General features: G+C 66.6%; 24 protein-coding genes. 9 read left to right on the top strand and 15 right to left on the bottom strand.

The window, feature by feature from the left end; all coding sequences use genetic code 11:
* Positions 1 to 8: 8 nt before the first annotated feature.
* Complete coding sequence (locus MWM45_RS03800) at positions 9 to 2,864, bottom strand: FAD-binding and (Fe-S)-binding domain-containing protein (RefSeq protein WP_247828296.1); 2,856 nt, start codon at positions 2,862 to 2,864, stop codon at positions 9 to 11.
* A gap of 71 nt (positions 2,865 to 2,935) precedes the next feature.
* Between MWM45_RS03800 and MWM45_RS03795 the strand changes: the two genes are divergently transcribed.
* Together MWM45_RS03795 and MWM45_RS03790 are read left to right on the top strand one after the other, a co-directional pair.
* Positions 2,936 to 3,646, top strand: coding sequence for a fumarylacetoacetate hydrolase family protein (locus MWM45_RS03795; RefSeq protein WP_247828287.1), 711 nt, complete (start codon positions 2,936 to 2,938; stop codon positions 3,644 to 3,646).
* Positions 3,643 to 4,335, top strand: a complete 693-nt coding sequence (locus MWM45_RS03790) for a GntR family transcriptional regulator (RefSeq protein WP_247828285.1) — start codon at positions 3,643 to 3,645, stop codon at positions 4,333 to 4,335. The genes MWM45_RS03795 and MWM45_RS03790 overlap by 4 nt, the downstream gene beginning before the upstream one ends.
* 22 nt (positions 4,336 to 4,357) lie before the next feature.
* Here the strand turns inward: MWM45_RS03790 and MWM45_RS03785 are convergent, their stop codons facing one another.
* Both MWM45_RS03785 and lhgO read right to left on the bottom strand, forming a co-directional pair.
* Entirely contained in the window at positions 4,358 to 5,434 is a 1,077-nt protein-coding gene (locus MWM45_RS03785) for an Ldh family oxidoreductase (RefSeq protein WP_247828283.1), read from the bottom strand.
* The gene (gene lhgO, locus MWM45_RS03780; RefSeq protein ID WP_247828281.1) at positions 5,431 to 6,621 is read right to left on the bottom strand and encodes an L-2-hydroxyglutarate oxidase; all 1,191 of its coding nucleotides are present in this window, start codon (positions 6,619 to 6,621) and stop codon (positions 5,431 to 5,433) included. The genes MWM45_RS03785 and lhgO overlap by 4 nt, the downstream gene beginning before the upstream one ends.
* A gap of 152 nt (positions 6,622 to 6,773) precedes the next feature.
* On the opposite strand from lhgO, the gene MWM45_RS03775 reads away from it, so the two are divergent.
* The 4 genes from MWM45_RS03775 to MWM45_RS03760 all read left to right on the top strand — a co-directional run bounded on the left by MWM45_RS03775 (position 6,774) and on the right by MWM45_RS03760 (position 10,523).
* The gene (locus MWM45_RS03775; protein ID WP_247828279.1) at positions 6,774 to 7,487 is read left to right on the top strand and encodes a substrate-binding domain-containing protein; all 714 of its coding nucleotides are present in this window, start codon (positions 6,774 to 6,776) and stop codon (positions 7,485 to 7,487) included.
* Positions 7,488 to 8,028: 541 nt separating this feature from the next.
* Positions 8,029 to 8,754, top strand: a complete 726-nt coding sequence (locus MWM45_RS03770) for a hemerythrin domain-containing protein (RefSeq protein ID WP_247828274.1) — start codon at positions 8,029 to 8,031, stop codon at positions 8,752 to 8,754.
* A gap of 38 nt (positions 8,755 to 8,792) precedes the next feature.
* On the top strand, positions 8,793 to 10,124 hold the full coding sequence (locus tag MWM45_RS03765; protein ID WP_247829119.1) for a phosphoribosyltransferase family protein: 1,332 nt from the start codon (positions 8,793 to 8,795) through the stop codon (positions 10,122 to 10,124).
* Positions 10,125 to 10,226: 102 nt separating this feature from the next.
* Entirely contained in the window at positions 10,227 to 10,523 is a 297-nt protein-coding gene (locus MWM45_RS03760) for a hypothetical protein (RefSeq protein ID WP_247828273.1), read from the top strand.
* A 64-nt stretch (positions 10,524 to 10,587) separates the two neighbouring features.
* On the opposite strand, the gene MWM45_RS03755 is transcribed toward MWM45_RS03760, so the two are convergent.
* The 9 genes from MWM45_RS03755 to MWM45_RS03715 form a co-directional block, all read right to left on the bottom strand.
* Complete coding sequence (locus MWM45_RS03755) at positions 10,588 to 11,160, bottom strand: hypothetical protein (protein WP_247828271.1); 573 nt, start codon at positions 11,158 to 11,160, stop codon at positions 10,588 to 10,590.
* A 149-nt stretch (positions 11,161 to 11,309) separates the two neighbouring features.
* Positions 11,310 to 13,073: an arsenical pump-driving ATPase gene (arsA, locus tag MWM45_RS03750; protein ID WP_247828270.1), complete on the bottom strand. Its 1,764-nt coding sequence runs from the start codon at positions 13,071 to 13,073 to the stop codon at positions 11,310 to 11,312.
* A gap of 9 nt (positions 13,074 to 13,082) precedes the next feature.
* Entirely contained in the window at positions 13,083 to 13,487 is a 405-nt protein-coding gene (gene arsD / locus MWM45_RS03745; protein WP_247828268.1) for an arsenite efflux transporter metallochaperone ArsD, read from the bottom strand.
* A gap of 252 nt (positions 13,488 to 13,739) precedes the next feature.
* Positions 13,740 to 14,066: a hypothetical protein gene (locus MWM45_RS03740; protein WP_247828265.1), complete on the bottom strand. Its 327-nt coding sequence runs from the start codon at positions 14,064 to 14,066 to the stop codon at positions 13,740 to 13,742.
* A 178-nt stretch (positions 14,067 to 14,244) separates the two neighbouring features.
* Positions 14,245 to 14,904 (bottom strand): DUF4352 domain-containing protein, encoded by a 660-nt coding sequence (locus tag MWM45_RS03735; protein WP_247828263.1) that lies wholly within the window; start codon positions 14,902 to 14,904, stop codon positions 14,245 to 14,247.
* Positions 14,905 to 15,197: 293 nt separating this feature from the next.
* Positions 15,198 to 16,193: a dihydroxyacetone kinase subunit DhaK gene (gene dhaK, locus MWM45_RS03730; protein ID WP_247828262.1), complete on the bottom strand. Its 996-nt coding sequence runs from the start codon at positions 16,191 to 16,193 to the stop codon at positions 15,198 to 15,200.
* Between the two features lie 43 nt (positions 16,194 to 16,236).
* Positions 16,237 to 16,869: a dihydroxyacetone kinase subunit DhaL gene (gene dhaL, locus MWM45_RS03725; protein WP_247828260.1), complete on the bottom strand. Its 633-nt coding sequence runs from the start codon at positions 16,867 to 16,869 to the stop codon at positions 16,237 to 16,239.
* Positions 16,866 to 17,681: an HAD-IA family hydrolase gene (locus MWM45_RS03720; protein WP_247828259.1), complete on the bottom strand. Its 816-nt coding sequence runs from the start codon at positions 17,679 to 17,681 to the stop codon at positions 16,866 to 16,868. Before MWM45_RS03720 ends, dhaL begins: the two co-directional genes overlap by 4 nt.
* A gap of 2 nt (positions 17,682 to 17,683) precedes the next feature.
* Entirely contained in the window at positions 17,684 to 18,547 is an 864-nt protein-coding gene (locus MWM45_RS03715; protein WP_043444312.1) for a class II fructose-bisphosphate aldolase, read from the bottom strand.
* A 188-nt stretch (positions 18,548 to 18,735) separates the two neighbouring features.
* On the opposite strand from MWM45_RS03715, the gene MWM45_RS03710 reads away from it, so the two are divergent.
* On the top strand, positions 18,736 to 19,173 hold the full coding sequence (locus MWM45_RS03710; protein WP_247828258.1) for a GlcG/HbpS family heme-binding protein: 438 nt from the start codon (positions 18,736 to 18,738) through the stop codon (positions 19,171 to 19,173).
* Between the two features lie 83 nt (positions 19,174 to 19,256).
* Here the strand turns inward: MWM45_RS03710 and MWM45_RS03705 are convergent, their stop codons facing one another.
* Positions 19,257 to 19,676 carry a LuxR C-terminal-related transcriptional regulator gene (locus MWM45_RS03705; protein ID WP_247828256.1) on the bottom strand — a complete coding sequence of 140 codons (420 nt, stop codon included), beginning with the start codon at positions 19,674 to 19,676 and terminating at the stop codon, positions 19,257 to 19,259.
* 480 nt (positions 19,677 to 20,156) lie between these two features.
* Here MWM45_RS03705 and MWM45_RS03700 point away from each other — a divergent pair, with 480 nt between their 5' ends.
* Complete coding sequence (locus tag MWM45_RS03700) at positions 20,157 to 20,594, top strand: hypothetical protein (protein WP_247828251.1); 438 nt, start codon at positions 20,157 to 20,159, stop codon at positions 20,592 to 20,594.
* Positions 20,595 to 20,821: 227 nt separating this feature from the next.
* Here MWM45_RS03700 and MWM45_RS03695 read toward each other — a convergent pair whose 3' ends face one another.
* Positions 20,822 to 21,307, bottom strand: a complete 486-nt coding sequence (locus MWM45_RS03695; protein ID WP_247828250.1) for an SRPBCC family protein — start codon at positions 21,305 to 21,307, stop codon at positions 20,822 to 20,824.
* Positions 21,308 to 22,199: 892 nt separating this feature from the next.
* Between MWM45_RS03695 and MWM45_RS03690 the strand changes: the two genes are divergently transcribed.
* The gene (locus tag MWM45_RS03690; RefSeq protein WP_247828248.1) at positions 22,200 to 23,288 is read left to right on the top strand and encodes an AbiH family protein; all 1,089 of its coding nucleotides are present in this window, start codon (positions 22,200 to 22,202) and stop codon (positions 23,286 to 23,288) included.
* 59 nt (positions 23,289 to 23,347) lie between these two features.
* On the opposite strand, the gene MWM45_RS03685 is transcribed toward MWM45_RS03690, so the two are convergent.
* Complete coding sequence (locus MWM45_RS03685) at positions 23,348 to 23,515, bottom strand: hypothetical protein (RefSeq protein WP_247828246.1); 168 nt, start codon at positions 23,513 to 23,515, stop codon at positions 23,348 to 23,350.
* Between the last annotated feature and the right edge of the window lie 74 nt (positions 23,516 to 23,589).

Raw genomic sequence — 23,589 nt, 5'->3', positions numbered from 1 at the left:
AGGCCCGCCTAGGGCACCTCACCGGGCCGATGCGCCGCCGGGTCGAGCAGCTGCGCCAGGTGGATGCCGCGGCGGTCGCTCAGATCCTCGATCTGGGTCCGGCACGAGTATCCGTCCGCGAGCACCACGGCGTCCTCCGTGGTCGATCGGATGGCCGGCAGGAGCTGCTGCTCGGCGATCTGGACGGAGATCTCGTAGTGCCCCCGTTCCACGCCGAAGTTGCCGGCGAGCCCGCAGCATCCGCCCAGCTTCCGGACGGTCGCACCGGCCTGCTCCAGCAGGGCCGCGTCGGGGCTCCAGCCCATGACGGCGTGGTGGTGGCAGTGTGGCTGCGCCACCACCACGGTTCCGTCCAGACGGGGCGGCTCGTAGCCGGGCACGGTGCCGAGGAATTCGGCGAGGGTGTGGGTGGACCGCGCCACGGCACGCGCCGCCTCGGTCCCCAGCAGTTCCACGGCGTCCGATCTCAACACGCCCGTACAGGACGGTTCGAGGCCGACGATTGGGATGCCCTCGGTGACGGACTGCTTCAGCACCTCCACGGTCGAGTGCAGGGTCTTCCGCGCGGAGTCGAGCTGTCCCGTGGAGATCCAGGTCAGCCCGCAGCACAGCGGCTTCTCGGGAAGACGCACCTCATAGCCCGCTGCTTCGAGGACACGTACCGCGGCCTGTCCTACGTCAGGGGAGAAGTTGTCGGTGAACGAATCAGCCCACAGCAGGACGGGCCGGGCGGCGGGCGCCTCGGACGGCTGACGGCCCCGGAACCAGGCGTGGAAGGTCTGGGGTGCGAACGCCGGAATGGTCCGGCGCTGGTCCACACCGGCCATCCGCAGACCGGCCTGGCGGATCCCTGGCAGCTGCATCAGGAAGTTCAGGGCCCGCGGTGCCCGCGCCGCGAGGCCGGCCCAGCGCGGCAGCCAGCCGAGTGAGTAATGCGATGCCGGACGCAGCCGGCCCTTGTAGCTCTGGTGGAGCACCTCGGCCTTGTACGCAGCCATGTCGGTTCCCGTGGGGCAGTCCGAGGAGCAGCCCTTGCAGGACAGGCACAAATCGAGTGCTTCATGCACCTCGGCCGCGCGCCAGTCGGGCTTGCTTCCCCGTGGTGCACCCCCGTTGATCATCTCCTGAAGCGCCCTGGCGCGGCCGCGGGTCGAGTCCTTCTCCTCGCGGGTCGCCAGGTAGGACGGGCACATCACGGCGCTGTTGTCCGCATGCGCCGCACGGCACAGGCCCACGCCCGTGCAGCGGTGCACCGCCTGGCTGAAGTCGCCCGCATCGTGCTGGTAGCCGAACCCGAGACCGGTCCGCAGCGGTCCGGCCTCGGCCACGCGCACGTTCGCATCCAGTGGTTCGGGGTCCACGAGGATGCCGGGATTCAGGAGGTTGGCCGGGTCGAGGATCCCCTTCACCTTCCCGAACAGGCCGATGGCCGCGGGGGAATACATGTACGGAAGGAGTTCGCTGCGGGCCCGCCCGTCCCCGTGCTCGCCCGAGAGGGAGCCTCCGTAGCGGGCGACCAGTACCGCCGCGTCGGTCAGGAACGCGCGGAACGCCGCTGCGCCGTCGTCGCGCTGCAACGGGAAATCGAGCCGGATGTGGACGCAGCCGTCCCCGAAGTGCCCGAAGGGGAACCCGGTGAGGGAATGCGCGAGGAGGAGCTCGTCGAACTCGCGGAGATAGTCCCCGAGGCTCTCGGGCGGCACCGCGGAGTCCTCCCAGCCGGCATGCGCGGGGGCGCCTGCCGGCGACCGCCCGGCGAGCCCTCCCCCGTCCTCGCGGATGCGCCACAGGGCGGCGGCCTGCCGTGTATCGGTGATGATCCTCGAGTGCCGGGCAGCATCGATGCCGGCGACGAGCCCGGCGCGGTGGGCCACCTCGAGCGGGTCATCGCCGGACACCTCGACAAACAGCCAGGCCGCACCCCCCGGCAGCTCGGGGACGGCCTGCGGGCCCTTGCGGGTCCGCACCACCTGGACGATCCGGGAGTCGAGTCCTTCGCAGGCGGTGGGCGCGAACGGCAGCACCGCGGGAACGGCGTCGCCAGCGGCCCCGATGTCGGGGAAACCCAGCACCACCATGGTCTTGTGCGGCGCGTCGGCCACGAGGCGCACGCCCGCCTCCAGGACGACGGCGAGGGTCCCCTCGCTGCCGACGAGTGCCCTTCGCAGGTCGAAGCCGCGCTCCGGCAGCAGGTGCTCCAACGAATAGCCGGATACCTGGCGCCCGAACCGGCCCAGTTCGGTGCGGATCGTGCCCAGCTCCGCCCCGACCAGGGAGCGCAGCGCATCGGTCTCCGGCGACGACGGGGTGCCGTCCGGACCCAGGCGGAGCCGCGTGCCGGATCCGGTGACGACATCGAGGTGCGTCACGTTGTCCGCGGTGCGCCCGTAGGCGAGGGCGCGTGAACCGCACGCGTTGTTGCCGATCATCCCGCCCACGGTGCAGCGCGTGTGCGTGGAGGGATCGGGGCCGAACCGCAGGCCCTGGGCCAGCGCCACCTTCTGCAGCGTCGCATGGACCGCCCCGGGCTCGACGACGGCGGTGCGCGCTTCGGCATCGAACTCGAGGACCCGGTTCAGGTGCCGGCTGAAGTCGACGACGACGCCGCGACCGATCGCGTTGCCTGCCAGGGAGGTTCCGGCACCGCGGGACGTGAACGGGACTCCGCGTTCCCGGCACACCTCGAGGGTGGTGAGCACCTCGTCCAGGTGCCGAGGGAAGACGACGGCGGCCGGCCGCACCCGGTACAGCGACGCGTCGCTCGAGTAGACGGCCCGCGAGGTCGCATCATCCCGCGCATCCTGCACGCCTCGGGCCTGGAGCTCGGAGACGAGGGACCGGGGTGCCGAAAGCATCATTGCCATAAGTAACATGTTAATCACTTGTGATGCCCCTCTCGTCGACCGACCCGGCCACCAACCCTGTAAGGAGCTCCATGACGTACGTCGTCCCGGTTCCAACGCTCCCGAGCCTCCCGATCAGTGGTGGGGCGCTCTTTCCCGTGCGGCGCGTGTTCTGCGTAGGCCGCAACTACGGCGACCATGCGCGCGAGATGGGCGCCGATCCCGTCCGGGAACCCCCGTTCTTCTTCCTGAAGCCCGCCGACGCGGTCTTCACGCCGCAGCCCGCGGCGGCGTCGGGCGATGCCCTGCCGGCAGTCCCCTACCCGCCGCAGACGGCGGACCTCCACCACGAGGTCGAACTCGTCGTCGCACTGGGGCAGGGCGGCGCCGACCTCGACCCGGCAGACGCCCTCGATCTCGTGTGGGGCTACGGCGTCGGAGTGGATCTGACGCGACGCGATCTGCAGGCCGAGGCGAAGAACCTCCGGCGTCCGTGGGATCTCGCGAAGGGCTTCGATTTCTCCGGCCCGTGTTCACCGCTTCGACCGGTCAGCGAGGTGGAGCATCCCGCGCAGGGCCGGATCTGGCTCAGCGTGGACGGGGCGCTCCGGCAGGAGGGAGATCTCGGCGACCAGATCTGGACCGTGCCCGAGATCATCGCGCACCTCTCCCGGTCCGTCACCCTGCGTCCCGGCGATCTCATCTTCACCGGCACCCCGGCGGGCGTGGGGGCGCTGACCCGCGGAAGCACGGTGACGGCCGGCATCGACGGCGTGGCCGAGCTCTCCTTCACCGTCGAGTGAGCCGGACACCACCGCGTCAGGCCACCCGGCAGCCCCTCGCCGACCAGGTCCACAGCGCACTGCTCGGGCAGCTTCTCGACGGCCGACGGAAACCGGACGAGGTACTCAACCTCGTGTATCTCGCGCGGGAGTTCGAGGTCAGCCAGACGCCCGTGCGGGAAGCACTCGCCAGGCTCGAACACACAGGGCTGGTGCTTCGGGAAGCCCACAAGGGGTACCGGGTGGCACCGCTGTTCAGCATGGACGATCTGCGGAAGGTCATGGACGCCCGCCTGGTCCTCGAGCCGGCCCTCGCCTATGAGGCAGCCCTGCGGGTGACCCCCGAATTTCTCGAGCGCCTGGCAGGGACCATCGGCAACCTCGAGACCGGCGCCCAGGTCCCCGACAGCCCTCCGGTCACGAGCTTCCTCCGGGCGGATGAGCAGTTCCACGCGGCCATCGCCCACCAGGCCGACAATTCGTTCCTCGAGGACGCCTGGAGATCCTTCGGTGGCCAGGCGCAGCGCTTCCGGTTGTATGCAAGGACCAACTCGACGGCGCCCACCACCACCGCGGCCGAGCACCGTGCGATCCTTGACGCCTTCACCAGGCGCGATGCGGAGGGTGCATCCTCCGCCATCCGGGTGCATATCGAGAACGCCAAGGTCCGCGCCCTGCAGGACCGCCGGGTGGTCGCCTCGGAGGATTGAGGACGAGAGCCGGGCCGGCTCCTCAACCGAGCGGCGTGAGGATCATCCCGGTTCCGGCCCTGCCGCAGATCCCGCGAAGATGCTCGAGAAGGCTCTCCGGGATCGGGATGCCGTTCTCGCCGCGGTTGGCGCGTGCTGCTGCTTCGGGACTGCCGGGAAGGATGACCTCGGGCTCGTCCCGCATCATGAGGCGGAGGAGGTCGTCGACATAGCGCGCGGTCTCCCCACCCTCCGCCACGCTCGTCGGATCGATCACCAGGACGAAGTGCCCGAGATTGTCGCTGTCGGCGTCGTCGAACGGAAGCGCGGCCCCTGAGAAGGCCGCGCTGAGCACATTGACCATCAGGCTGAGCCCGAAGCCCTTGTGTCCCCCGGTCTCGGAGCTGGAGCCACCGAGCGGGCTGAGCGTTCCCGCCCCCGTGGCCAGCAGGGAGTGCGCGAGGGCAGCATCGGTCACGGGATTGCCGGACCGATCATTGACCCAGCCCGGGGGCAGGTCCCGTCCGCCGAGCGCGTAGGCCTTCACCTTGTTCATCGCCACGACGCTCGTCGACATGTCGACCACGAGCTCCCCTCCGCCCGCGCGGGGTGCGGCGAAGGCGACGGGGTTCGTCCCGAGGATCGGCGTCGTGCCTCCCAGGGCCGCCACGACGGGTGTCCGCGTCGTCGTCGTCATGAGGGCGACCAGGCCGCGCTGTGCAGCGCTCCGGACGTAGTAGCCGAGAGCTCCCAGATGGTGGGAATTGCCGACGGCCACCGCCCCGATCCCGCACACCGCGGCTTTTCGAATGGCCAGCTCCAGCGCGTGGAGACCCGCCGGATGTCCCAGCCCGGCACCGCCGTCGACGACGGCGAAGGCCGGAGCGTCGCGCACCACGGCGGGGACGGCGTCGAGCCTCAGGCGGTTCTCGGACCGGAGCTGCTCGTACAGCATGAGCATCGAGACGCCGTGGGAGTCGATGCCGGAGAGGTCGGTCTCCACCATCACTGTCGCCGTGGCGGCCGCCGGGTCCCCCGGCATCCCCCAGGCGCAGAGAATCGCGACGATCTGCTCGTGCACCTGTGCGGCGTCGAAGCGGCGCGGATCCTCCTGGCTCACCGGTTCCGCCCCTCCAGCTCATCGGCGATGCGACGGCCGATCTCCAGCGCGGCGGTCGCGGCGGGCGACGGCGCGTTCAGCACATGGATCTGGCGAGGCGCCCTGTCGAAGTAGAAGTCGTCGACGAGGTCACCGTTCCTGCGCATCGCCTGCGCCCGGACCCCCGCGTGGGTCGGCACGAGGCTGTCGTCGCCGAGGTCCGGGACGAGCTCCCGGAGGCTGGCCAGGAACCTCTTCCGGGACAGGGACCGTGCAACCTCGGACAGCCCCACCCTCCAGTACCGCCCGCCCAGCTTCCACAGCCCGGGCCAGGCAGCACTCTCGAGGACGTCCCGCGGATTGATCGTGAGCCAGGTGTACCCCTCACGCGCCAGGGCGAAGACAGCATTGGGCCCCGCATGCACTCCGCCGCCGATCATCTTCGTCAGGTGGACGCCGAGGAAGGGCAGGCTCGGGTCCGGTACCGGATAGATCAGGCCGCGGACCAGATGGGACTGGTCCGGAGTGAGTTCGAAGTACTCGCCCCGGAACGGGATGATCCGCACGTCGGGGGTGAGTCCGGCCAGCCGCGCGATGCGGTCGCTGTGCAGGCCGGCGCAGTTGATGAGCTCATCGGCGGTGATCTCGCCGGTGGAGGTCGAGACGGTCACGGACCGGTCGTCGGCGGAGATCCCCACGACCTCGGTACCCAGGCGGATCTCGCCCCCGGCCTCGGTGATCAGCCGTCCCAGCACGTCGCAGATCCCCCGGTAATCGACGATTCCCGTCGAATCGACCCGGAGTGCTGCCACGCAGGCGACATGCGGTTCGTACTCGCGGGCCTCGTCGGGGGAGATCATCCGGCAGGGCACCCCGTTCGCGAGGCCACGGCGGTGGAGCTCCTCGAGCGCGGGAACCTGGTTCTGCCGGGTGGCGACCACCAGCTTCCCGCAGATATCCACTGCCACTCCGTGGTCCTCCGCGAACTGTCGCATCGACTGCGCGCCTGCAGTGCCGAGGGTCGCCTTCAGGCTCCCCGGCGCGTAGTACAGCCCGGAGTGGATGACGCCCGAGTTGTTCCCGGTCTGGTGGTCCGCCAGCCGGGGTTCCTTGTCGAGGACGGTCACCCGGTGACCGCGCAGCCCCAGTTCATAGGCCGTGGCCAGCCCGACTATTCCAGCACCTACAACTACTACGGAGTTCTTCATTCTCGTGTTCCTCGTCTGACGTCGTTGTCGTCGATCACCGCGAACCTTCCGCAACTCTATATGTTGTGCAGTAACAATATAGAGTTTGGTCCGACGGCGAGGCTGTGCGCGTCAGGAAGCCCGCTGCGCAGGACCCGACGGAAGGACGTGCCGTGCCGACTCCCCCGAAGCGCCAGGATCTCGACCTGCTGAGTTCCCTCGTCGTCCGCAAGGCCCTGGACGGTGTCGTCCTTCCGGCCTTCCGGCGGGCGTCCGGTCTGTCGATCCGGACCGACTATCTTCCGACCACCCTCCTCCTCGAGAAGCTGAGCGCCGGCGCCACACCGGATGTGCTGATCGGGACCCGGGATGCACTGCAGGACCTCGAGGCCTCGGGCGTCCTCGCCGGCGGACGGGCGGTGCCCCTCGTGCGATCCGGGCTCGGGCTCGGCGTGGCCCCGGGCGCCGAGGCTCCGTCGATCGCCACCGAGAGCGACCTCGTGGGCACGCTGCTCGGCGCTCGGTCCGTGGCGTTCTCCCGTGCCGGACAGAGCGGGATCTTCTTCCAGGAGCTGCTCATCCGACTCGGCATCGCGGAGCAGGTGCTCGCGCGTGCGACTGCCCTCGAATCCGGCTTCACGGGCACCGCCCTGATGGACGGTCGCGCGGATCTCGCCGTCCAGCAGGTCAGCGAACTGCTGTTCGTCGATGGCATCGAGACCGTGGTTCCGCTCCCGGAGGAGTGCCAGCAGCACACCGACTTCTCCATTGCCCTGGGCCCAGGCGCACAGGGCAAGCCCGCAGCGCAACGCCTCGTCGACCACCTGACGGGCGGCCCGGCACGGGACGCCTACCGGGCGACCGGGCTGCAGGACATCAGCGCCTGATTCGACGGCTTTCAGGCGACCTCAGGCAACGCTCTATTCACCGTCCCCGGCTGCACCGCCGGCATCCACGGGTCCCGAGAAAGTGATCTCCGGTGTCGGTCCGGACGTCCCTGTATAGGTCTGCCCTGAGTCGCCGGCACGCAGAACGGCAGGGTCGTTGTAGACCGACCGTTCGCCGTCGTCGGCCGCAAAGCTTGTAGCCACGGCGCCTGGCGTCAGTGTTGCGGCTGCCATCACAGCAGGAATCCGTGAGGCGGGGTCCTCCGCGGAGGAGCCGGCCACCAACTCGATTCGGATTGGTACGCTCCTGCCGCCATCATTGGCTGCCATGTCGTCCTCCGTCCTTTCGGCCGATGCTTGAACTCCGATGATCCTCCGCGGGGTGTAGCAGTCAAGGGAGGGATGACCACCATCATTGTGATTCGCCAGGACCTTCGGTGTCGGTGGGCCCTCCGGCCGTTGTGCGGAGCGACTGCACTACCTATGATTTCCGTGCCGGAGACGGGTCCTGGTCTCGACCAATTCCATCGGGGGCGATCCCATGACCGACTTCTTCACCATGAAACCCGGCGAAAGCGCGCCACCCGTGCCCGCAGGGCCCATCCTCTGCACCGGGTCCGCCGGCATGCGGCGCATCCACCGCTTCTTCCTGTGGGCCTACGGGGAGGCGCCCGGACTGGTGCGGTCCGTCGAGCCGGGCGACACCGCCCGCGCCCTCTACGTGAGGGAAGTGCTGGGCAACTTCGACAACGTGCTCCACGTCCATCACGAGGGCGAGGATCTCCTCATGTATCCGCGCCTGGCCGAGAGGGCACCCGTGTGCGCGCTGCATGTGGAGCAGATGCTGGAGCAGCATCGGCAGGTCACGCTCCGACTCGACAGCATCGAGCCGGTCCGCCTGCACTGGATGGAGACGGCCGACGCAGCCACGGGAAAGGACCTCGCCGACCGCTACGAGGACCTGTCGACGGTCCTCCAGGTGCACCTGCGCCGGGAGGTCACGGAGGTGATGCCCGTCGTGGACAGGGCGCTGACCGAGAAGGAGATCGACGAGGTCGCGCAGCACGGCATCGACACGTTCGACAAGAAGTTCCTGGTCGGCTATCTCGGGATGGTCCTCGCAACGAATCCGCCCGGCGACAGGGAGGAACTCTTCAAGGAGATCCCCCTCCCTGTCCGTCTCGTCTACCGTCTCATCGGCCGCCGCCTGTACCGGAAGCAGTACGCAACCCTCTTCCCGGGACGCGTCATCCCCGACACGCTCTGATCCGCTGGAGGGGGATTGCCGCACGGGGAACCGGGATGATGTTCGAGTTTCTGGACAGGACCGACGCCGGCCGCCGGTTGGGGCAGCGGCTCGCAGGGTTGCGGGGTCAGGACGTGGTGGTGCTGGGTCTGCCCCGGGGTGGCGTTCCGGTGGCCGTCGAGGTGGCGAAAGCCCTTGACGCGCCGCTGGACGTGATCGTGGTGCGGAAACTGGGTGTCCCGTTCCAGCCGGAAGTCGCCATGGGCGCCATCGGGGAGGGCGGCGCCCGAGTCCTCGATGCGCGCGTCCTCTCACTGACCCACGTCACGGAGGAGGACCTGGGAACGGTCGAGAGGAAGGAGCGCCGGCTCCTGGAGAGGCGCCTGACCCGGTACCGGCAGGGAAGGAACCGGGAAGATGTCCACGGGCGCACCGTCGTCGTGGTGGACGACGGCATTGCCACCGGCTCCACGGCACGGGTGGCGTGCCAGGTGGCCAGGCAGCTCGGCGCCGCACGGGTGATCCTCGCCGTCCCCGTCGCGCCGGCCCGGACCGTGGCCTCGTCCACGGAAGCGGACGAGCTCGTATGCCTGGTCTCACCGCAGGACTTCCAGGCGGTGGGCTACTACTACCACGACTTCTCGCCCACCGAGGATGACGACGTCGTGAGGCTGCTCGACGCCGCCACCCGCTCACGGCATCGTTCCCAGGAGGACGCCGTCCCCGCGGAGGGCGCCGACGAGGACGTGGAGATCGCCGCGGGAGGGGTTCGGCTGCGCGGCAGCCTGTACCGGCCCGCAGGGTGCGAAGGGATCGTCATCGTTGCCCATGGCAGTGGCAGCAGTAGGCACAGCCCCCGCAACCGCTTCGTGGCCTCGGTCCTTCACGACGCCGGCCTGGGGACGCTGCTGCTCGATCTGCTGACCCCGGGCGAGGAGATCGACCACACCCACGTGTTCGATATCACCCTCCTGGCCGAGCGGCTCGGGGCCGCTACCGGATGGCTTGAAACCCTGCAGGACGGATGGTCAGGCAGGATCGGGTACTTCGGGGGAAGCACGGGGGCGGGTGCCGCGCTCTGGGCCGCCGCAGAGCCGCACGCCACCGTTGCCGCCGTCGTGTCCCGCGGAGGCCGCCCGGACCTCGCCGGCCCCCGGCTCGCGGAGGTGCGGGCCCCCACCCTTCTGATCGTGGGCGGAGACGACGCCCAGGTGCTGGCCCTGAACCAGCAGGCCATGGCGCTGATGCGGGCTCCCACCCGGCTGGAGACCGTCCCCGGGGCCACCCACCTCTTCGAGGAACCCGGAACACTGGCCGCGGCGGCCACCCTGGCTGCCGAGTGGTTCAGCCGATATCTCCTGCCGTCCCGGCAGGGAGGACCCGCGCCGTGAGAGGGGACGGAAGCTTCCGGGTGATCCCGGCCGGCCCTCTGTTGACTGCTACACCCAGCAGAGGATCATCGGAGTACAAGCATCGGCCAGGACGAGGACGAGATGACAGCCAACGACGGCGGCAGGAGCATACCCATCCGCATCGAGTGGGTGGCCGGCTCCTCCGCGGACGCCGCAGCCTCATGGATTCCCGGTGCGAGCGCAGCCGCAGCGCTCACGCCGGGCACCGTGGCGACAGTCTTCGCGGCCGACGACGGTGAAGGGTCGCTCTACAACGATCCTGCCGTTCTGCGGGCCGGCGACTCGGGCCAGACCTCTACGGGCACGTCGGAACCCACACCCGAGATCGATCTCTCGGGATCATTCGATGTCGGCGGTGCAGCCGGAGACGGTGAATAGAGCTGCTGTTCTCCGACACCAGGGCACTGCTGCGGGCAGAAAATGAAAGGGACTACTGCCGAAATCAGTGCGTGCCCGTCAGGCGGTAGTCCCCTTCGTCCCCGGAACGTGCCGGATGGGTCGCACACCCGGCTGCAATCTGCCGCTTGACCTGCTCCAGCTCGTCCCTGAGCGCATCGACAGACGCCCGATACGTCGTGACGTCGGCCTTCCGGCGTCGAGCGTTGGCGAAGCTGATCCACGCGGCGACGATGACCAGCGGGACCGACACCAGCAGGGCCCACCCGGACACAGCGAGGAAGTCGAGCGTGATCGGGAGGGCCTGCTGGAACGCACGGAAGTCGTTCACCCCGCCAACGACCCCTTCCAGCGCGGTATCCAGGGGTTCAAGGTACTCCCCCACCAGAGGCGTCCCGGCGAGCGATGGGGCGCTCAGCGACGCCATCCCCTCCGGGGACCACCGCGCATCACTGAAGTGGTTCAGGACGTACATCCCGGCAGCCGCGTTCAGCGCGGCGAACAGCAGGACGGCACCCACCGCGATCCAGTGGAAACTGCGTCGAAGCAGGAAACCGACCCCCAGTGCGACGACGGCGGATGCGATCCACGGAGAGATGCGAAGTACGTCAAGGCTCACGCCGCCCAGTAGATCCAAGGAATGCCCCCATAGAGATGAAATCGATGCCTGCTTCGGCCCTCACGCTCGGAGACCCCGCCGTCAGGCTATAGGTCCCCGCCGATCGGGGCGGGCAGCGACACCATCATGGGCAGCGGCGCGGGCCCTCGTCAGGCAGGCAGGGAGCTGAGTGCGGTCAGCGTCGCCAGCTTCTCCTCACCCGTGGGCTCGTCGGACAGCAGCGGGATCAGGGCGACACGGTCCGTCAGCGTGTGTACCGTCGCGATCTGGTCGATCTCGCTCGCCGCGCGGGCCCGCAGGAACGGCGTCTGCGGGTGTGCGGCGGCGATCGAGTTGTTGACCACCCACGCCCACGGATGGATCCCGGCCCGTTCCAGGTCGCCCTGCAGTTCCTGGGCCTCCAGCACCGGCGTCGTCTCGGCCAGCGTCACAAGAACCACCTTCGTCTGGGTGGGATCCTGCAACCGCATCAGCGGGGTCACGAACCCCATGGTGTCCCCGACCTGGCGGGCGATCTCCCGGTGGTAGGAGCCGGTGGCATCCAGGAGCAGCAGCGTGTGGCCGGTCGGTGCCGTGTCGATCACGACGAAGTGCCGGCGTGATTCCTGCACCACTTTGGAGAACTGCCGGAACACCGCCACCTCGTCGGTGCAGGGCGAGAGGAGGTCCTCGGCGAGCGCCGCACGCCCGTCGTCGTCCAGATTCCTGCCCTTGGTCTCCATCACGTGGCTTCGGTATTCCTCGATGGCAGCTTCCGGATCGATGCGCGACACCGTCAGGCCCGGGATGGACCCGTGGAGCGTCTCGGTGAGGTGCGCCGCGGGATCGGTGGTGGTGAGGTGCACCGCGTGCCCGCGCTTGGCCAGGGCGACGGCGATGGCCGCTGCGACGGTGGTCTTGCCGACCCCTCCCTTGCCCATGCACATGATGAGGCCGTGGCCGTCGAGTTCCACCTCGTTGACCAGGGCGGCCAGCGGGGCGTCCTCGACGTCCGGGACCGAGGCGGCGTCGCCCGGGATAATCCCACCGGACGACGCCGCGAACAGGGATTCCAGCGCAGGGATGCCGACCATGTTCGCCGGCTTCAGATCGAGGACGTCGCGCGGCAGCCCCGCGACCGCGCCGGGGATGGCCGCAATGGCGGCAGTCTCACGGGCGCGCAGGGCCTGCGCCAGGTCCTCGTCCCCCGCGGCGTCGGGCAGGACCCCGTTGATGACGACGTATCCGCCGCCGATCCCGATCTGGTTCAGCTCGAGATACGTCCGCTCGATCTCGACCAGGGACGAGGTCTGCGCACGGGCGACCAGCACGAGGCGCGTCCTCGCCGGGTCCGTGAGCGCCTGGACCGCCGTGGCGTACACCTGCTTGTGCTTCTCCAGTCCGGACAGCGGACCCAGGCAGGAGGGGTCTCCCTTGCCGGCCTCGAGGAAGTCGGTCCAGGACCCGGGCAGCTGCAGGAGCCGGATGGTATGGCCCGTCGGGGCGGTGTCGAACACAATGTGGTCGTACTCGCCGTAGGACCCGTCGTCGGCGAGCAGGTTCGTGAACTCGTCGAAGGAGGCGATCTCCGTGGTGCAGGACCCGGACAGGCTCTCCGCGATCCCGGCCAGCTCGGTCTCCGGGAGAAGGCCACGGACCGGCGCGATGATCCGCTCCCGGTAGGCCTCGGCCGCCTGCTCGGGGTCGATCTCCAGCGCGGAGAGACCCGGGACCTCCGCGATGTCGGTGACGGTGTTCCCGATGGTCACGCCGAAGACCTGCCCCACGTTGGAGGCGGGGTCGGTGCTGACCAGCAGGACCTTCCGACCGGCTTTCGCCAGGGTGAGTGCGGTGGTGCAGGCCACGGAGGTCTTGCCGACGCCGCCCTTGCCGGTGAAGAACAGGAATCGGGGTGCGTCCTCGAGGAACTGCATGCCCGCGGCCTAGCTGCAGCTCGAGGAGCCGCCGCAGCAGCCGGCGGACGCATCGGTCAGGCCGAGGTCAGGGCGGGCCTCCGGTTCGACGGCGGCTTCGACGGAGCCTCCGCCCAGTCCGGCAAGACGGACCAGCTGGTCACGGCTCGGGTAGGTGCCGGTCGCGACGGTCACGCCGTCGACGGTCGTGAGCGGGAGGCCCTTCGATCCGACCAGGTGCATGAACCCGCGGACCGTCTCGTCCTCCGTGAAGGCGATCGGTTCGCTGGCCAGGTTGTGGCGCGCGATATCGGCGCCGAGTCCCTGGAGGTGACGCACGTCGGCGGTCACGTCCACGAGGGACTGGTCCACGTCGGGGCCGCAGACGCCGGTGTCACAGCAGAGAGCTGATTCGTAGATGCGGATCGTGGGCATGTGGTGCTCCTTGGCATGCATAGCGGCTGGGACTCACCCCCAGCATATCGATAATCATCGATATGCCATAGGGCGCCCGCCACAGAACGGCGGGCCGCCCACCGAGAGGTGAGCGGCCCCCCGTCGTACGCCGTGGATCAAGAACGCCGTGGAGCTAGAACACGTGGATGGGGGGACGTGCAGTACTCCCCGACATACCTGCGGCCCACGCTGATGTCCTGCTCAGCAGAGGGTAGGCAGATTCGGTTCAGCCTAAAAATTGCATACCTCTGAGACTGTCGTATACGCGTCTTCGACTTCAGCGGACCGCTCCGGGTCGTTCATGATCTCATCGCGTCCTTCGCTGTTAGCCGAGGCGACGTCCGCCAGGAGCGCTAGGTGCTCCTTCAGGGGGTCGGACGCTTTCTCGGCAAGGTCCTCCAATTGCCGGCCGGCTTCGCGTGTGTCTTCGTCACCCTCGCTGCCAGCGCTGGTCACGATGGCATTCGCCTCCGAGCAAGTCTCATTCGTGGACAATTGCTCGGCTCCACAGGCAGTCAATGCGAGTACAACAAAAGCAACTCGGAGAAGCTTCTTCATCTAATCTCTTAACTTCTTGATGCGTAGTTGCATGGGACTACATCGATTGCGAGAGGCGTAAGGACGCGGTGCTGCCGCCGTTCTAGGGTGAGGTAGCGCCGGACCCTTTGCTCGGGTCGCCTGGCAGCGCTAAGCCGCACCATAGCTGGCAAGCTTCCCTGCATGTCCACTGAGGGGCTCAGGGGCTGGGGTAAGTCCATTCCCACCCAGCAGGAGCGCCTGCGTACTTGAAGACAAGAGTTCCGTTCGGGTTGGCGACATCGAGAACGACCTTGCCGGTTACGTTCTCACCCGGACCGATAGTCTGGGGCAAAACTTCCGCGTCCGGCAGGCAGCTATACGTCGCCATGGTGCCGAGATCAGCGTTCGAAGTTGTCCCATTGGGCGCAATTTCTGTGAAATCGTACGGGCTCATGTAGAAGGTTGGATTTATCGATTCTGCAAGGGCCGGCTCGGTGACAACGGAGACGTCGAGAACGAGGATGTGCCCGTTCTCGACCGGCGAGGGGTAGTTCCCGGTGCACGGCACGTCAACGGTGATCGAGTTAACGACAAAGGTGACAACCTGCTCTCCCTCGTCGGTGAGTCCGGCGCCTTCTCCAATCTGCTTGATGAGGTTTCCGCGCGTGGATTTAGCGGCTTCGGGGGCGGCGGACGTAGCTTCTGCAGTGGGCTCCGCTGCCGCGACCTCTGCTGCTTCAGTAGTTGACACTTCAGCAGATTCCGATGTTGATGGCGCCGCGGGCTCGACCGTGGGTGCCGCGGGCGAGTTAGTGCCGGTGGAGCACCCTGCGAGCAACAGTGCGGACAGGGCAAATGGCACAAGTGTTTTCTTCATGATTCCCCTAATTGAGTGCGTGCCGGTCAGTTCTCACACGGCATTTTTGAAGCATATCCGCGGATCGGACATTTTCAGGTTTACTGGCACGCAGTCGGGTTCATGTGTCGGGTTGTAGCGGAATGCGCTGCCCATGCGTTGACTCCGTCGCTTTCCTCGGCGCGGAGGTATGTGGGTAGCCACTTTCTCCCGGATGGTGCGGAATGCTGTTTCAGCTGCCACAGAACGGCGGGCCGCCCACCGAAAGGTGAGCGGCCCGCCGTCGTACGCCGCGAATCAAGAACGCCGTGGAACTAGAACACGCGGATGGGGATCTCCGCCGGGTCCATGAGCAGCCCCTCGATCTCGTCGTCGAGCCGGACCAGCGTGATGGACGCTCCCGCCATGTCCAGGGACGTGCAGTACTCCCCCACATAGCTGCGGCCCACGCTGATGCCCTGCTCGGCGAGGCGCTTGTGCGCCTGCCCGTACAGCAGGTACAGCTCGCTGATCGGGGTGCCGCCGAGGCCGTTGATCATCAGCGCCACGCGGTCTCCCTCCTTGAAGGGCAGGTCCTTCACGATGGGGCCGAGCATTTCCTCGACGATCTCGTTGGCCGGCATCATCTTCCCCCGACGGCGGCCGGGCTCGCCGTGGATGCCCACGCCGATCTCGATCTCGTCGTCGCCGAGCTCGAACAGCGGGCTGCCCTTGGCCGGCGGCGTGCACGCGGTGAGCGCGACGCCCATGGTGCGGGTCACCGAGTTCACCTTCTCGCCGATCCGGATGACCTCGTTGAGGTCCGCGCCCCGCTCGGACGCGGCAGCCACGGCCTTGATGACGAAGAAGTTGCCCGCCACCCCGCGGCGGCCGATCGTGTAGGTGGAGTCCTCCACGGAGACGTCGTCGTTGATGAACAGCGTCTTCACCTCGATGCCGTCCGCCGAGGACATCTCCTCCGCCATCTCGAAGACCATCTTGTCGCCCGTGTAGTTGTTCACCAGCAGCAGCACGCCCTTGGGAGACGCCATGAGCTTGGTGGTCTCGTACACGTAGTCGAACGGCGGGGCCGCGAACACGTCGCCCGGGCATGCGGCGTCGAGCATGCCCTTGCCCACGATCATCACGTGCGCTGGCTCGTGCCCGGAGCCGGAGCCCTGCACGATCGACACCTTGCTCTCGTCCGGGCCGTCGGCGCGCATGATGAGGTTGTACTCGGGCACGTACTTCAGGGTGTCCGGGTTGGCGAGCGCCAGGCCCTCGAGCATCTCGGGGACGAACTGCTGCGGATCATTGACGAACTTCTTCATGGGGGCTCCACATCGTTGTGAGGGTTGGACGGGTGAGGGACAGTCAGGGCCAGTCGGCCACGATTCGTTCGACGATGACGGCGACGGCCACCGCGCCGGCGTCGGGCGAGCCGATGCTGCGGGTGCCGCTGTAGCTGGCGCGGCCACGCTTGGCCTCCATGGTCGACGTCGCATCCGCGCACTCGCGGATCTTCGCGGCGAACGCCGCGCGGCACTCCTCCGGCGAGGCGCCCGCGGCGAGCTGGCGTTCGAGTTCGTCGGTGGCGGGGATGAGGGCGTCGAGCAGGGTCTTGTCGCCGAGGTCCGAGTTGCCGCGCTTCTTGATGCCGTCCGTGGCGCCGCGGAGCATGGCGACGACGGCGGCCCCGTCGATCGTGTCGGTGGTCTTCGCGGCGGCGGACGCCCTGAGGAACGCCGTCCCCCACAGCGGCCCCGAGGTCCCACCGATCCTGCTGGAGATGGCGAGCGCGATCTGCTGCAGGAACGTGGCGGCGTCGTCGCGCTTGAGCGAATCCCAGTCGGCCAGGACCTTCTCGAAGCCGCGGGCCAGGGAGTAGCCGAGGTCGCCGTCGCCCACCACGGCGTCAAGGTCGCCGAATTCCTTCTCCTTCTCGACGGTGGTCTGCGCCAGGGAGCGGACGACGTACTCGACGTCGTCGATCTTGGTGGTGCTCATGGTGTCTCCGTTCCGGTGGACGGTGCAGGGGAAGTCGCAGTCGACGAGGCGGTAAGCAGGGCCTGCAGGGTGGCGAGGGTGACGGCACCGTGGACGCCGACGCCGTGCGGGTCCTCGAGCACCTCGACCGGCTCGCCGTCTGGGTCCCCGAGCGAGCTGACGACGAGCGCGGCGCCCGTGAAGTCCTCCTCGCGGGTGAAGCCGCTGACCGTCACCACGGTGGTGAGGCCGGCGGCGACGGCGGCGCGCAGCCCGTTGCCGCTGTCCTCGACGACGATCGCGTCGTGCGCCGAGACCCCGAGCTCCCTCAGCGCCAGCAGGTAGATGTCGGGTGCGGGCTTCTTGGCGGGGACGACGTCGCCGGCAAACACCGCGAAGTGCGCGGCGAGATCCTTCCCGACGGCGTGGGTCAGGACGGCGCGGACGGCGGGTTCCGCGGAGGTGGAGGCGACGGCGAGCGTCCACCCGGCGTCGTATGCCTCCTTCACGATGCGGGCGATGCCCGGCCGGACGGGCATGACGCCGCTCTCGACGAGGCCCTTGTAGATCTCGGTCTTCCGCTTGTGCCAGGCGAGGATCGTGGCGTCCGTGGAGGTGTCGTCGTCGAGGCTGAGCTCGGCGATCAGCGCGGGGGTGAGGATGCTGCGCATGCGCTCCTTGCCGCCGCCGATCTTCACCCGCTCGGCGTACTCGTCGACGCTCCACTGCACGGGCACGCCGAACTCGGCGAAGGTCCGGTTGAAGGCAGGCAGGTGGCCGTACTGCTCGGTGTCGGCGAGCACGCCGTCGCAGTCGAAGATGAGGGCGGGCATGCTCAGCGGCCGCCCTTGCCGGCGCTGCCGAACTGCGTGCAGAGATCCGTAGTGAGGGCGACGACGTCGGCCCGCGTGTGCTTGAACAGCGACGGCGGATCCCACTTGTTCTTCTGCTCGGCCTGCTTGAGGAACGCCAGGCTGGACTGCATGTACGTCTCCTTGAGCGCCGTGGAGATGTTGACCTTCGCGCAGCCGCGGGCGATGAGGTCCGCGAACTGCTCGGCGCTCAGGCCGCTGCCGCCGTGCAGGGCGATGGGGACGCTGCGGGCCTCGACGAGCTGGGTGACACGGTTGGCGTCGAGCACCGGGGCGGCCTTGTAGCTGCCGTGGGCGTTGCCGATGGACGGGGCGAAGACGTCGATCCCGGTGGCGTCGATGAACGCGAGGGCCACCTCGAGGGTCTGCTGGCGAGACACGTCGTCGGACCCGTGGTCGTCCTCGACGCCGGTGATCGCCTCGATCTCGCCCTCCACCTGCGCCCCGTGGCGGCGGGCCTCGGCGACCACCTCGATGGTCTGGCGCTGGTTCTCCTCCACCGGGAGCTCGGAGGCGTCGAAGAGCACCGAGTTCCAGCCGACCCGCAGGCAGTCCGTGATGACCTCCCGGTCCGGGCAGTGGTCCAGGTGCAGGGTGACGGGCACCTCGATGCCGCGCGTCATGGACCGCCACATGTCGAAGAGCACGCGGGAGCCGATGCTGCGCACGGTCTTCACCGAGGTCTGCAGGATCACCGGGGAGTTGGCCTCCACCGCGCCGGCGAGCACGCCCTCCATGGTGAGGTCGTTGAAGATGTTGATGGCAGGCACTCCGTAGCGTGCCTTGAATGCCGGGTCCACGATGTCCTTCAGGGGTACAACGGCCACAATGATTCCTCCTGGTCAGGCTGTCCCTCACGGTAGGTGGGCGCTCCCGCGTTGGGTATGGGGGTTCTCCCGCCCCTGCCCTGGGGGAAATCACCACCCCGGGAAATCACCACCTCGCCAGCAGCCGACACGGGTGGTTGAGTGGGCCGCGGCCGCATGGCCTCCCACTTCAACGACGAAGGACACCCATGACACCCGGATCAGTACTCGAGACCATCACGTCGGAAGAAGCCCGCATCGTCATCGACGCCGCGGCAGCGAAGGCAACGGAGATCGGCCAGCCCATGGACATCGCCGTGGTCGACGCCGGCGGGAACCTGAAGGCGCACGTGCGCATGGACGGCGCGAACATCGGCAGCATCACCATCGCGATCAACAAGGCCTACACGGCCATCGCGTTCCAGTGCGAGACCGGCGACCTGCAGGAAGTCACCCGGCCGCACGGCCCCATCTACGGACTGAACGACGCCCACGGCGGGCGCCTCGTGGTGTTCCCCGGTGGCATCCCGCTGGTGCGCGACGGCAGCATCATCGGCGCGATCGGCGTCTCTACCGGCACCGTCGAGCAGGACCAGGAGGTCGCCTCCGCCGGCGCCGCCGCCTACCTGGAGTTCGCGATCGCCTGACCCTGGTGCTGCAGGCCCACCAGCATGGTGCGGTTCCGTGCCCCGGTCTTCCGCAGCATGGCGCTCACGTGCTTCTCGACCGTCTACACCGAGATGGCGAGCTGCGTGGCGATCTGCTTGTCCGCCAGGCCCTCGGCAAGGAGGTCCCGCACCTCGAGTTCGCGGGCCGTCAGTGATATCGCCTCGCCTGTGTCCGCCGCGCGATTTTCCGTGAGCCGCGTGAACATCGCCCCGTCCAGCAGTGCGTCGCCACGGGCGGCGGCGACGACGACGCGCGCCACCTCCGCGGGCGTCGAGGACAACGAGAAGAAGCCCCGCACGCCCGATGACGCGGCGACCGACAGCAGTTCGTCCGCGAAATGGTCGACGACGGCGACCACCGGCCGCTCGACGGTGTCCGCGTCCGCCACGCGAGCTTCGGCATATCGGGACAGCAGATGCTCGTCGAGAACGATCATGTCCGGCTGCAACAGGGACACCGTCTCCGTGAGGTCCTCGAGCACCCCAAACTCGGCCGGGATCTCTCACCAACCTAATCAGGGCTCACAGCCAATGCCGTCGTCGCCGTTTCCATCCAGCCTTGATTGCCAGGTGAATGCAGTTGGAGTCCGCTCGCCGGAGTGTTGCCGCCTGCACCTGGCAGGCGGCAACACTCCGCATGTCGCGGTATGCGTCCAGTGACTGATGCTTTCACTACACTTGAGTCGGTCAGAGCGGGCATATATGGGGGATCAATGAAACACGCGCAAATCGTTTTAGGTGCTGTCCTTACAGCAACCGTCTTAGCCGGGTGCGCCTTCGAAGGACCTGCCACATCACGACCATCTCCCCCGCAATCCTCTGCGTCGGCAAGTTCCATCACCCCGGCATCAGGAAGGGCGACGGCAACAGAGGCCGCCACATCAACCGCCACAGCTCCCAAAGTGGATCCCCCAGTAGCTCCTGCCCCTGATGGCACACGGCCGCATCCCTACGATTTCGGCGTGTTCGCGATCTCCTCCCCCGACAGTGTCTGGGATGTCACGATCACCGAAACAAACACAGACGCGACCGGGTATGTTCTGGCAGAAAACCCGTACAACCCGGTGAAAGAGGGCTGGCAATACGTTCTGGGCCGAATGAACTCGGAGGTGAACACGAACCTCAAAAGCTCCCGTGCCGGTCAGCCCACCTCCCCGAGCTCTGTCATGCCAGTCTTCATCGGCAGCGACGGGAAGATCTACGAGATCTGGAACGACGATAACTCGGCTGTCGTGCTCACCGAGGCTTGGATCAGCCAGCCCGAGATCATCCTCCAGGTAGGTGTCACCTCAAGCGGACTCTTCGCAATCCAGGTCCCCAGCACCGCCATACGCGGCGGTCACTTCGCCAGCCGCAACGAGACCAAAGGCACCCTCACCCACTTCGGCCCCGCCCAGTAACCACCAACTGGGTGAACAGAACGTGCAGTATGCCGGCGCCGGATAGCCAGTACCGAGCCTGTGTGTCTTCGGCGATCTCTCTGCCTAGTGTCGCCACTGCCCGACCAGCTGCATTTCACGGGAACCATTGAGCAAGACCAGGAAGTCGCCTCCGCCGGCGCTGCCGCCTACCTGGAGTTCGCGCTCGCCTGACCGCGGCACCGCGTCACGGTCTTATGGACGGACGGTCACCCCCACGGGACGCGCTCGGCGATCCGTTTGATGGCGGCGAGCGTTGTCGGGATGCCGTCGAGCGCCAGCTGGGTGCGGTCGGCGATCTGCGTGGGCGCATCATCGCCGAACTTCTCCTCGAACATGGCGATGCCGCCCGGCAGGAAATCCCAGGATTCGGTCAGAGTGCTTCCGGTGCCGGCCGGCGTCAGCGTGTAGCCCCAGCGGACCCTGTCGCCGCCGACCACCCAGGCGAACTCGCGGCCACGCTCGGCAGCCACGACCTGCGACCGGGTTTCCCAGGTCCGGTGCGGGAGCTCGTTGTGCCCGGTGAACCAGGAACCCACCTGGCCTGCAGCGGCGTCGTCGTCCCACCAGCACCGCGTGCAGACCGGACTCCACTCGCCGGTGCGGGTGATGTCGGAGACGAGCTCGTAGACGAAGTCGACCGACGCCTGGATGGTGATGGACTCCTGGTAGTGGCGGATCTCTGTCTGACTCATGCGCCCATTCTCACAGAGGGACTCCCTCGCCCTGCGGGAGTCCCTCCAGCGATGTGCCTGCACGCGAAACAACGAGTCGCCTCCCAGTCAGCAGAACAGTCATCGTCCCCGCAACCACTTGTCAAGGCCATGGACCACGGGGATGGCCCGGCACACACAGAGGCCCGACATCCTCGGCAGGGGAGGCGCCCAATGCCGAACTACTGCAACTGTGTCAAATACCTTAGACCTTAGGGCGTCGTCTACAAATGACCGACTAGATGGGCGTTTCACATCCACTAATAAGTCATGAGCGGGTTCGAGGCCTATTTGGTCATAGTCGAACTTCCCCCGAAAGCCCTACCTACCAGAATCGCCGAGACCAATGTCCTAGATCGCAGATAAGCAGATGTAGGGGTCTTAACTGTAAGGACGGCGCTGCCCTGCGGCAGCTGGTACGAGGGCAGCGATCCCTAGCGTCAGAAGGATTTTCACCCCGCTTGCATTAGGATCGAACTATGCCGAACCGTCCCCCATCCTCAGCGGACAGACGCAGACCTTCCACTGTTGTTGAGCCAGACATATAGTGTGCTCTAAATGGCAGCTTTCGGTGCGAGCAGCACCGTCGACCACTTAAGCTCAATCAAGAAGATACTCGATGAGCTCAAACGCATTATCATCGGAATCACGGCGGTGCGCCACTCCGAGGGAGTAGGCATGGCCACTCTCGAGCTCCAGATTTGACGGACAAACATGTGCAACTTGTAATAAATGCTGGTTGCACCTGGCGCAAAATCGGCCTCGACACCTATGGTGACCCGGCGGCGCCGTGGCGACAGAAAGAGAGTTAATATTGGGACATCGCGACTACACGACAGCCGGATTCAACGAACCCAACTCACAACACAACATAATGGCATTTGTCGGTAACGGATTCGACATCCAAGTAGCGAACGACTACCAAATGCCGATTGATACCCGGTACGCAAGCTTCTACTACTTTCTAAAGCTTCGTTCGTTCGATGGGAAGAACCTGATCCTGCAAGAAATGGAGAAGCTCCAACACCAAGGGAGAGATAACTGGAGCGATATTGAAGGAGCAATCGAAGAACTCCTTCGCGCGGAACAGGTAAGCGCTTATGACCTGCGCGAGTCACTGAGAAACATGCAAGAACAATTCTCGCAGTTTCTAGAACTGGCCGTGCCGAGTTCACTACTTACGCAGCTGGGTCTGACTTCCATGAACACGAAATCTGCCGTGTCATCGCTCCAGGAGTTCCTCCGTGATATCGACCCCGAAGAATATTCTTCGCTCGAATTCCCAACGCGAATCGACAATTTTGACGTTTTCAACTTCTTATTCGTCAATTTCAACTACACATCATTGCTCGATGATTTTGTTTACCTAGACCAGCAACAGTTCGACCCTCTTCCGCGTAAGACCGTAGATCGGAACTTCACCTTTAAAATAGACCCTGGTGGCGCCGCCCGTGATTGGGGAGATATTTTTTCTTCCTACGTCACGTCTGAAGTCGTTCACCCTCACGGCCACCAGAGCATCCCACGTTCTCTCCTGTTTGGCGTTGATACCCCCGAAAACGTTCGCGGCAATCAGGATCCGGCGCTCAGGCTTGCGAAACCGTTCTGGGCGCAGAACAACATACGATACCGTCACTTATTTGACGACACCGAACTCTTCATCGTGTTTGGGTGCTCGCTTGGCAAATCTGATCAATGGTGGTGGAGACATATTGCTCAGGCCCTCGGATCAGAGCGCACTCGTGCCGACGGAAAAGCGAAGTACACTCCAGAACTAATTCTCTACTGGTTCACTGGAGGGGATAACACGTTGGGCGCGGAAGCAGTGCGCGACAAGTTTCTTGAGTTTGCTGATCCATCCGAGCGTGACCGACTGAAGCAACGCATCCATGTTGTCCTGCACGGCGCCGGAACTGCCCGGACCTGGCTCAACACCTCGCGGACCGCCAGCTTCAACCCCTGAGGGCAGCTGGAGGCCCCTAGAAGCGTCAAATACGCTTCTAGGGGCCTCGCTTCATGTCGCTAGTCGTTTTTGTGACGCTCGGTATATTCCTCATACGTCTCGTCTGCCACAGGCTTGCTCATGAGTTCGTCTGCTTGATCGGGAGGGCTGAGGTGCGACAGGTCTGGCTCTACTACCACATCCTCGGATTCAAGCTCTTCGTGGTCGTGCATGTTTGCTTCTGTCATGTTGTGCTCCGCTTCGAGTCGAGATGGAAGAACGTACCGTTCCAACATAGATGGTGATTCACCAGCGTTCTAGG

The sequence above is a fragment of the Arthrobacter antioxidans genome, from assembly GCF_023100725.1.
Classification (GTDB): domain Bacteria; phylum Actinomycetota; class Actinomycetes; order Actinomycetales; family Micrococcaceae; genus Arthrobacter_D; species Arthrobacter_D antioxidans.
Note: the sequence above shows the minus strand (reverse complement) of the source record. Positions and strands in the feature narration are given on the sequence as shown.